At 77.3% G+C, this 8,755-nt stretch carries 9 protein-coding genes; 5 read left to right on the top strand and 4 right to left on the bottom strand.

The window, feature by feature from the left end:
- On the top strand, nt 1–720 hold a 720-nt coding region (locus GTR00_RS08760; RefSeq protein WP_205705385.1), incomplete at its 5' end, for a Gmad2 immunoglobulin-like domain-containing protein.
- An 83-nt stretch (nt 721–803) separates the two neighbouring features.
- On the opposite strand, the gene dnaJ is transcribed toward GTR00_RS08760, so the two are convergent.
- Nucleotides 804–1,922: a molecular chaperone DnaJ gene (gene dnaJ, locus GTR00_RS08755; protein ID WP_166611245.1), complete on the bottom strand. Its 1,119-nt coding sequence runs from the start codon at nt 1,920–1,922 to the stop codon at nt 804–806.
- 37 nt (nt 1,923–1,959) lie between these two features.
- Nucleotides 1,960–3,009, bottom strand: a complete 1,050-nt coding sequence (gene hrcA, locus GTR00_RS08750; RefSeq protein WP_166611244.1) for a heat-inducible transcriptional repressor HrcA — start codon at nt 3,007–3,009, stop codon at nt 1,960–1,962.
- 124 nt (nt 3,010–3,133) lie between these two features.
- On the opposite strand from hrcA, the gene GTR00_RS08745 reads away from it, so the two are divergent.
- Together GTR00_RS08745 and GTR00_RS23815 are read left to right on the top strand one after the other, a co-directional pair.
- Nucleotides 3,134–4,003 carry a DUF3097 family protein gene (locus tag GTR00_RS08745; protein WP_166611243.1) on the top strand — a complete coding sequence of 290 codons (870 nt, stop codon included), beginning with the start codon at nt 3,134–3,136 and terminating at the stop codon, nt 4,001–4,003.
- 124 nt (nt 4,004–4,127) lie between these two features.
- On the top strand, nt 4,128–4,631 hold the full coding sequence (locus GTR00_RS23815; RefSeq protein ID WP_166611242.1) for a DUF4870 domain-containing protein: 504 nt from the start codon (nt 4,128–4,130) through the stop codon (nt 4,629–4,631).
- Between the two features lie 43 nt (nt 4,632–4,674).
- Here GTR00_RS23815 and GTR00_RS08735 read toward each other — a convergent pair whose 3' ends face one another.
- Together GTR00_RS08735 and hemW are read right to left on the bottom strand one after the other, a co-directional pair.
- Complete coding sequence (locus GTR00_RS08735) at nt 4,675–5,724, bottom strand: LLM class F420-dependent oxidoreductase (protein ID WP_166611241.1); 1,050 nt, start codon at nt 5,722–5,724, stop codon at nt 4,675–4,677.
- Nucleotides 5,725–5,756: 32 nt separating this feature from the next.
- The gene (gene hemW / locus GTR00_RS08730; RefSeq protein WP_166611240.1) at nt 5,757–6,968 is read right to left on the bottom strand and encodes a radical SAM family heme chaperone HemW; all 1,212 of its coding nucleotides are present in this window, start codon (nt 6,966–6,968) and stop codon (nt 5,757–5,759) included.
- Nucleotides 6,969–7,028: 60 nt separating this feature from the next.
- Here hemW and GTR00_RS08725 point away from each other — a divergent pair, with 60 nt between their 5' ends.
- Together GTR00_RS08725 and GTR00_RS08720 are read left to right on the top strand one after the other, a co-directional pair.
- Nucleotides 7,029–7,826, top strand: a complete 798-nt coding sequence (locus GTR00_RS08725) for a DUF1206 domain-containing protein (protein ID WP_166611239.1) — start codon at nt 7,029–7,031, stop codon at nt 7,824–7,826.
- Between the two features lie 63 nt (nt 7,827–7,889).
- Nucleotides 7,890–8,755 (top strand): acetylxylan esterase (locus tag GTR00_RS08720; RefSeq protein WP_166611238.1); only part of this gene is annotated, 866 nt, incomplete at its 3' end.

The raw sequence follows: 8,755 nt of genomic DNA, 5'->3' as shown, positions 1-8,755 counted from the left end.
GGCGGCGCGCTGCCCTCCGGCGCGAGCAGCGTGCCGGTGTACTGGCTGGACGGCGCCGGCGGCACGTGGCTGTTCCGCGAGTACGTCGACGTCGACGGCGGGGGCGACGACGCCGACCTCGCCCTGGCCGCGATGCTCGGCGGCGACCCGGGGGACCCCGACTACGCCAGCGCGTGGTCGGCCGCGGGGCCCTCCGGCGTCAGCCGCGCCGGCGACCGCCTCGTGGTCGACCTGCCCGCCGGTGCCGCGCCGGGCACCCTGGACGCCGCGCGGGCCGCCGCGGCCGTGCAGCAGCTCGTGCACACGGTCACGGCCGCCGCCGGGGAGGACCTGCCGGTGGAGGTCCGCGTGGACGGCGCCGCCGAGCCGGTGCTGTTCGGGCACGCGCTGCCCCGGACCGTCTCGCGGGCCCCGCAGGCGGACGTGCAGGCGCCGGCGTGGATCACCTCGGTGAGCACCGCCACCCCCGGCCAGGTCGTCGTGGAGGGCGTGGGCTCGGCCTTCGAGGGCACGCTGCTCTGCACCGTCACCGACGCCTCCGGCGCGGAGGTGGCGCGCGGGCCGGTGCAGGCCGGCGCCGACGGGCGGTTCGCGGAGTTCTCGGTGACGCTGCCGCTGCCGGCGGGCGAGCACACCGTCGTGGTGCAGCGCCCCGACGAGTCCGACGGCGAGGCCGGCGCCCTGCCCCCCGGCGACAGCAAGACCTTCACCGTGCGCTGACAACGTGCGCTGACAACGCGCGCTGAGAGCGCGCACCGGCCCCCACCGCCCGCGGGCGGTGGGGGCCGGTGGTGCGGCGGTGCTCAGCGACCGCCGAAGCGCTCGCGCAGCTTGGAGAAGACGCCCTGGTGGGCGGGGGCCAGCTTGCCCGAGGGGCGCACCTCGCCGCGCAGCTCCGCCAGGCGGCGCAGCAGCTCCTCCTGCTCGTCGTCCAGGTCGCGCGGGGTGCTGACCTCCAGGGTGACCAGCAGGTCGCCGCGGCCGGTGGAGCGCAGGTGCTCGGCACCCTTCTGCCGCAGGGTGACGACCTCGCCGCCCTGCGCGCCGGGGCGCACGTCGACCTCCTCGGTGCCGTCGAGGGTCTCCAGCGGGATCGTCGCGCCCAGCGCGGCGGCCGTCATGGGCACCTCCAGCGTGCACAGCAGGTCGTCGCCGCGGCGGGTGAAGACCGGGTGGGGGCGCTCGTGGATCTCCACGTAGAGGTCGCCGGGCGGGCCGCCGGCGGTGCCCACCTCGCCCTGGGCGGCGAGCTGGATGCGGGTGCCGGTGTCCACGCCGGCGGGGATGCGGATGGTCAGCGGCCGGCGGGCGCGCACCCGGCCCTCCCCGGAGCACTCCAGGCACGGCGAGGGCAGCACCGTGCCGAAGCCGCGGCACGTCGGGCACGGCTGGCTCGTCATGACCTGGCCCAGCAGCGAGCGCACCACGCGCTGCACCGAGCCCTGCCCGCCGCAGATGTCGCACGTCTCCGGCTGGGTGCCCGGCTGGCAGCAGGTGCCCTTGCACGTGGGGCACAGCACCGCGGTGTCGACCTGGATCTGCCGCTCGCCGCCGAAGGCGGCCTCGGCCAGGTCGACGTCCACGCGGATGAGGGCGTCCTGGCCGCGCTGGGTGCGGCTGACCGGGCCGCGGCCGGTGGGCGCGCCGCTCTGCCCGAAGAACGCGTCCATGATGTCGGAGAAGCCGAAGCCCTGGCCGAAGCCGCCGGCCGCCCCGGGGGCACCGCCGCGGTCGTACTGGGCGCGCTTGTCCGGGTTGGACAGCGTCTCGTACGCCTGGGAGACCTCCTTGAACCTCTCCCCCGCGTCGGGGTCGGAGGTGACGTCGGGGTGGAGCTTGCGCGCCAGCTTGCGGTAGGCGCGCTTGATCTCCTCCGCCGAGGCGTCCCTGCTGACGCCGAGGACGTCGTAGTAGTCGCTCACGGGGTGCTCAGGTCTCCCGTCGGTGGGGTCTGGTGGGTCACTGGGAAAGGATGCGGGACACGTAGCGCGAGACCGCCCGCACCGCCGCCATCGTGGTCGGGTAGTCCATGCGGGTCGGGCCCAGCACGCCGAGGCGGGCCAGCACCTCACCCTCGCCGTAGCCGCTGCTCACCACGGACGTCTCGGGCAGGCCGAGGTGGAGGTTCTCCGCGCCGATGCGCACGGTCAGCGCGCCGCGCTCGCCGCGCTCGCCGCCGGACTCCTCGGCCATCTCCTGCACCAGGCGCAGCAGCACCACGTGCTCCTCCAGCGCCTCCAGCACGCTGCCCAGGCTGGCGGACAGGTCCGCGCCGGAGCGCACCAGGTTGGCGGTGCCGGCGATGACCACGCGCTCCTCCAGGCCCGCGGCCAGGCACTCGCCCAGCGCGGCCAGGACCTCTCCCGCCACGGCCGCCTCCGCCGGCGGGCAGGAGGCGACGAGGGCGGCCAGCTGCTCGCGGGCCTCCTTCAGGCGCTTGCCGGCCACGGCCGCGTTGACGCGGTCGCGCAGCGCGGCCAGCACGCCCGGCAGGGACTCCGCGTCGGTGGCCGAGCGGACCTGGACCACGCGCTGCTCGACCCGGCCGGTGTCGGTGATGAGCACCAGCAGGGCGCTGCGCCCGCCGACGGGCACGACCTCCACGTGGCGCACCGCGGCGCGCGAGAGCGAGGGGTACTGCACGACGGCGGCCTGGCGGGTGATCTGCGCCAGCAGCCGCACGGTGCGGTCCACGACGTCGTCGAGGTCCACGGCGCCGTCGAGGAAGGTCTGGATGGCGCGGCGCTCGGCGGGCGACATCGGCTTGACGCTGGCCAGGCGGTCCACGAAGAGCCGGTAGCCCTTGTCGGTGGGGATGCGCCCGGCGCTGGTGTGCGGCTGGGCGATGTACCCCTCCTCCTCCAGCACCGCCATGTCGTTGCGGATCGTCGCCGGGGAGACGCCCAGGCGGTGCCGCTCCACGAGCGCCTTGGACCCCACCGGCTCGTGGGTCGAGACGTAGTCCTCGACGATGGCGCGCAGCACCGCGAGCCTGCGGTCGTCGCTCACACCCCACCTCCCGCTCGACGCGTCCCGGGGCCACCGCCCCGCTGGCACTCAGCTCACCTGAGTGCCAAGTCTAGGCCAGCGCGCCTCCGCCGCGCGGCGCGGCGCCCTCGTTAGCGTGCCCGGGGTGAGCGCCAGGCACCCGTCCACCGACCGCTACGGCACCGACGTGCTCTCCTCCGACCCGCACCCGCGCCGCCCCGCGCACCGCGAGGAGCCGGCCGTGGGCGGGCTCGTGGTGGAGGACGTGGAGACCGGCTGGGTGGGCGCGGTGGTGCGCGTGGAGAAGAGCGGCGGCGTGCACGTCGTCGTCCTGGAGGACGCGCGCGGGCGCACCCGCACCTTCCCGCTGGGGCCCGGGTTCTGGATCGACGGGCAGCCGGTGCGGCTCGTCGCGCCGAGGGGGCCGGCGGCCCCGGCCGCGCCCACCCGCACCGCCAGCGGCTCGGTGGCCGTCGCCGGCGCCGCCGCCCGCACCGCGCGCGCCTCGCGCATCCTCGTGGAGGGGCGCCACGACGCCGAGCTGGTGGAGCGGGTGTGGGGCGACGACCTGCGCGTGGAGGGCGTCGTGGTGGAGGTGCTCGACGGCGTGGACGACCTCGACGCCGCGATCCGCTCCTTCGGGCCCCGCCCGGGCCGGCGCATCGGGGTGCTCGTGGACCACCTGGTGCCCGGGTCCAAGGAGTCGCGGATCGTGGCGCGCGTGGGCGCCAGCCCCCACGTCCTGGTCGTGGGGCACCCCTTCGTCGACGTGTGGCAGTCGGTGCGCCCGCAGCGGCTGGGCTGGGAGCGCTGGCCGGTGGTCCCGCGCGGCACGTCCTGGAAGCACGGGGTGCTCGCCGAGCTGGGCTGGCCGCACGCCACCCAGGCCGACGTCGCGCACGGCTGGAAGCGCATCCTCGGCACGGTGCGCACCTACGCCGACCTGGAGCCGGCGCTGCTGGGGCGCGTGGAGGAGCTGGTGGACTTCGTCACCGCGGACGCGACGGACCGCTGAGGCGCCCCTCCCCCGGGCGGCGGACGCCGCCGCGGGCGCACCCGCCCGCGGGGGGGACGACGCGCACCCCCCGGGCGCGCGACGATCGCGGGGAACGAGGACGCACCCACACCCGGAGGACGCCGTGAGCGACCCGCACCAGCAGCCCGGCCCGCACCCCGCGGAGCACGCGGACGGCCCCTGGCAGCAGCAGCAGCACCCCCCGCAGGGCCAGCCGCACCCGTACCCGCAGGGGCAGCCGTACCCGCGCCCGGGCCGGGCGCCGGTGACCGTGGAGGACGAGCGCACGTGGAGCGTGCTGGCGCACGTGGGCACGCTGCTGGCCTGGATCAGCCTGCCCGTGATCGCCCCGCTGGTGGTGTTCCTCGTCTTCAAGGACCGCAGCCTGTTCGTGCGCGAGCACTCCGCCGAGGCGCTCAACGCGAGCATCTCCCTGGTGATCTACGAGCTGGTCCTGACGACGGTGGCCACGATCCTCACGGTGGTGACGCTCGGGCTGGGCGCGGTCACCTTCGTCGTCCCCGCCGCCGTCCTGGTGGCCGCCACCGTCTTCGCGGTGGTCGCCGCCACCAGGGCCAACAGCGGCCGCGCGTACCGCTACCCGCTGGTGCTGCGCCTGGTGCGCTGACGCGGGTGCACCGGCGCGCCGGCGCCGGCGGTGCGGGCCCGGCTCAGGCCGCCAGCGCCCGCACCGCCGCCACGCGCCCGGGCAGCGTGGGCGCCAGCGGCGCCAGGGCCAGCGTGGTGACGCCGGCGCGGGCGTAGTCGTCCAGGCGCGCGCGCAGGGAGGCGGCGGGCCCGACGAGGCAGGTGGCCTCCAGGAAGCCCGCGGGCACCGCGGCGGCCGCCTCGCGGTGCCGGCCGGCCAGGAAGTGCTCCTGCACCTCGTCCACCGCGTCGGAGAAGCCCAGGCGGCGGGCCAGGGCGGCGTAGAAGTTCTGCGAGCGCGAGCCCATCCCGCCCAGGTACAGGGCCACGTGCCGGCGCACCGGCGCCTCGGCCGCCAGGCGCTCCTCGCCGGTGGCGCCGGTGACCAGCACCGGCACCGAGGCGCACACGTCGAAGCCCTGCACGGGCCCGGTGGTGCGCCGGGCGCGGCCGGCGGCCAGGGAGGCGAACTGCTCCGCGCACGCCTCGGGCGCCAGGAACACCGGCAGCCAGCCGTCGGCGACCTCCCCGGCGAGCTCGACGTTGCGCGGACCCACGGCGGCCAGGTACACGGGCAGCTCCGGGCGCGGCGCGGGCAGCATGAGCCGCAGCGGCACGCCGGGCCCGTCCGGCAGCGGCAGGCGCACGTGCTCGCCCTCGAAGGTCACCGGCCGGCGCGAGAGCACCTCGCGCACCACCGCCACGTGCTCGCGGGTGCGGGCCAGCGGCGCGGTGAACCGCTGCCCGTACCAGCCCTCGGACACCTGCGGGCCGGACACCCCCAGCCCCAGGCGGAAGCGCCCGCCGGAGAGCACGTCGAGGGTGGCCGCGGCCATCGCCGTGGCGGCCGGGGCGCGCGCGGGCACCTGCAGCACGGCCGAGCCGAGCGCGATGCGGGAGGTCTGCGCGGCCAGCCAGCCCAGGACGCTGACGGCGTCGGAGCCGTAGGCCTCCGCCACCCAGGCGCTGTCGCAGCCGGCGTCCTCCGCGGCGCGCGCCAGGGCGGCCGCGCCGGCGGCGGCCGCGGCCGCGTCGCCGCCGGTGAGGTAGCCGAGGTTCACTCCCAGGCGCACGCGCCGAACCTAGCCCCACCCCGGCGCCCGGGTCAGCCCAGCAGCGCGCGCACCACCGCGTCGGCCAGCAGCCGCCCGCGCCGGGTCAGCGCCCACCGGCCGTCCCCGGCGGCCTCCAGCAGGCCGTCGGCGGCCAGCTGCGGCACCGCCGCCACGGCCGTCGCGCCCCACCGCGCGGGGTCGAAGCCCTCCGCCAGGCGCGAGCGCAGCAGCACGTCCTCGGTGCGCCGGTCCTCCTCCGTGAGGACCTCCCGGGCGTGGGCGGGGCTGTGCCCGCGGCCCAGCCGGCCGGCGTAGGCGGTGGGGTGCTTGACGTTCCACCAGCGCACGCCGCCGACGTGGCTGTGCGCGCCGGGCCCGACGCCCCACCAGTCCCCGCCGCGCCAGTACGCGAGGTTGTGCCGGCAGGCGTGCTCGGGCTTCCGCGCCCAGTTGCTCACCTCGTACCAGGAGAACCCGGCCGCGCCCAGGGCGTCGTCGACGAGCTCGTACTTCTCCGCCTCGTCGTCGTCCTGCGGGGCGGGCACCTCCCCGCGGCGGATGCGCGCGGCCAGCCGGGTGCCCTCCTCCACGATGAGCGCGTACGCCGAGACGTGGTCGGGCTCGCAGGCCAGCGCCTCGTCCAGGCTGCGGCGCAGGTCGCCGGTGGACTCCCCGGGCGTGCCGTAGATGAGGTCCAGGCTGACGTCGAGGCCCGCCTCGCGCGCCCAGCGCACCGCCTCGGGCACCCGGCGCGGGTCGTGGGTGCGGTCCAGCACGGCCAGCACGTGCGGCACCGAGGACTGCACGCCGAAGGAGACGCGGGTGAACCCGGCGGCGGCCAGGGTCGCCAGCGCGGCCGGGGTGACGGAGTCGGGGTTGGCCTCGGTGGTGACCTCCGCGCCGGGCTCCAGCCCGAAGCGGGCGCGCACGGCGGCGAGCATCGAGGCCAGGTCCCCGGCGGGCAGCAGCGTGGGCGTGCCGCCGCCGAAGAAGACGGTGGAGGCCGGGCGGGCGGCGTCGCCGAGCACGCGGGCGGCGAGGTCGACCTCGGCGGCGGCGGTGGCGGCGTAGGCGGCCTGGGAGCCGCCGCCGCCCAGCTCGGTGGCGGTGTAGGTGTTGAAGTCGCAGTAGCCGCAGCGCACCGCGCAGAACGGCACGTGCAGGTACACCCCGAAGGTGCGCCCGGCGGCGCCGGCCAGGGCGGTGGGCGGCAGCGCGCCGTCGGTGGGGACGGCCTCGCCGTCGGGCAGGGAGCTCGGCACCCCTCCAGTGTCACCCGGCGCCGAGGTGCGTCCGGACCGGCCGGGGTCGATCATGTCGCCATGTCCGGCAACGACGTCAGGCGCACGGCGCAGCAGGGTCAGCGCTTCGCGGAGCGGCACGAGGGCACGGTCAAGCGGGTGGGCCGGGCCGGCGTCGCGGCGGAGGGGGTCGTGTACCTGCTGGTGGCGTGGCTCGCCCTGCAGGTCGCCCTCGGCGGTTCCGGCGGCAGCGCCGACTCCTCCGGCGCGCTGGGCCGCGTCGCCGCGCAGCCGTTCGGCAAGGTGCTGCTGGCGCTGCTCGCGCTGGGGTTCGTGGCGATGGTGGCCTGGCAGGTGCTGGCCGCGGTCGCCGCGGAGAAGACCTCGCAGCGCGTCAAGGCCGTCGTCAAGGCGGTGGTGGCCGCCGCGCTGGCGCTCTCCAGCGCCCGCTTCCTGTTCGGCGGGGGCTCCTCCGCCGGTCAGCAGCAGCAGTCCCTGACCCAGCGGGTGCTGGACGCGCCGGGCGGGCCGGTGCTCGTGGTGCTCGTCGGCCTCGTGGTCGTCGGCGTGGGCGTGGCGCTGGTCGTGCGCGGGGTGCAGAAGAAGTTCGAGGACAAGGTGGAGGGTTCGCTGTCCCCGGCGCTGACCGGGCTGGGCGTGGCCGGCTGGGTGGCGCGCGGCGTGGCGTTCGCGGTCCTGGGCGGGCTCGTGGTGGCCTCCGCCGGCGGCGACACCGCCAAGTCCCGCGGCCTGGACGCCGCGTTCCGCGAGATCGCCGCGCAGCCGTACGGCAAGGTGCTGCTGGTCCTGGTGGCCCTGGGCCTGGCCGCGTACGCGGTGTTCCAGCTCGCCACCGCCCGCCGCCGGCGCCGCGCGTGAGGTGCGCGCGCCGGGCCCGGACCGCTCCGCGGCGCCGGCGCGCCCGGCGGTAGCGTGCCGCTCGTGCCCCTGACCGACCTGCCGCTGGAGCAGTTGCGCGACCACCTCGGCGACGTCGCCGAGCCCGCCGACTTCGACGCCTTCTGGGCCGACAGCCTCGCCGAGGCCCGCCGCCACCCGCTGGACCTGGTCCTCTCGCCCGCGCCGGGCCCGGAGCTGGTGAACGTGGAGGTGGCCGACGTGCGCTTCCGCGGCTGGGGCGGGGACCGGGTCGCGGCCTGGTTCCTGCGGCCGGCGCACGCGCCGGGGCCGCTGCCGGTGGTGGTGAAGTTCATCGGCTACTCCGGCACCCGCGGGCGGCCGGTGGAGCACACCGAGTGGGCCGCCGCCGGGTACGCCGTGCTGGTCGTGGACACCCGCGGGCAGGGCTCGGACACCCCCGACCCGGACACCTCCGCCGTCGCCGGGCAGTGGGCGAACGGGTTCATGACCAAGGGCGTGCAGGACCCCTCGACGTACTACTACCGCCGCGCCTACGTGGACTGCGCGCGCGCCGTGGAGGCGGCCGCGGCGCTGCCCGGCGTGGACGCCTCCCGCGTGGTCGTCGCCGGCGGCAGCCAGGGCGGGGCGTTCGCGCTGGCCGCCGCGCACCTGGCCGGCGACGCGGTCCGCGCCGCGCTCGTCGACGTGCCGTTCCTGTGCTCGATCCGCCGCGCCTGCGACGTCGCCGGCGAGGGCCCCTACCTGGAGGTCGTCACCTTCCTGCGCCGGCACTCCCGCGAGGCGGTGGAGCAGACGTTCCGCACGCTGTCGTACGTCGACGGCGCCAACCACGCCCTGCGCGCCTCGGCCCCGGCGCTGTTCAGCGTCGGGGCGATGGACCCGGTGTGCCCGCCCTCGACGGTGTTCGCCGCCTACAACCGCTACGG

The organism is Kineococcus indalonis, from assembly GCF_009906395.1.
Classification (GTDB): Bacteria; Actinomycetota; Actinomycetes; order Actinomycetales; family Kineococcaceae; genus Kineococcus; species Kineococcus indalonis.
The sequence above is the reverse complement of the archived record's forward strand: the minus strand, read 5'-3'. Positions and strand labels throughout refer to the sequence as shown.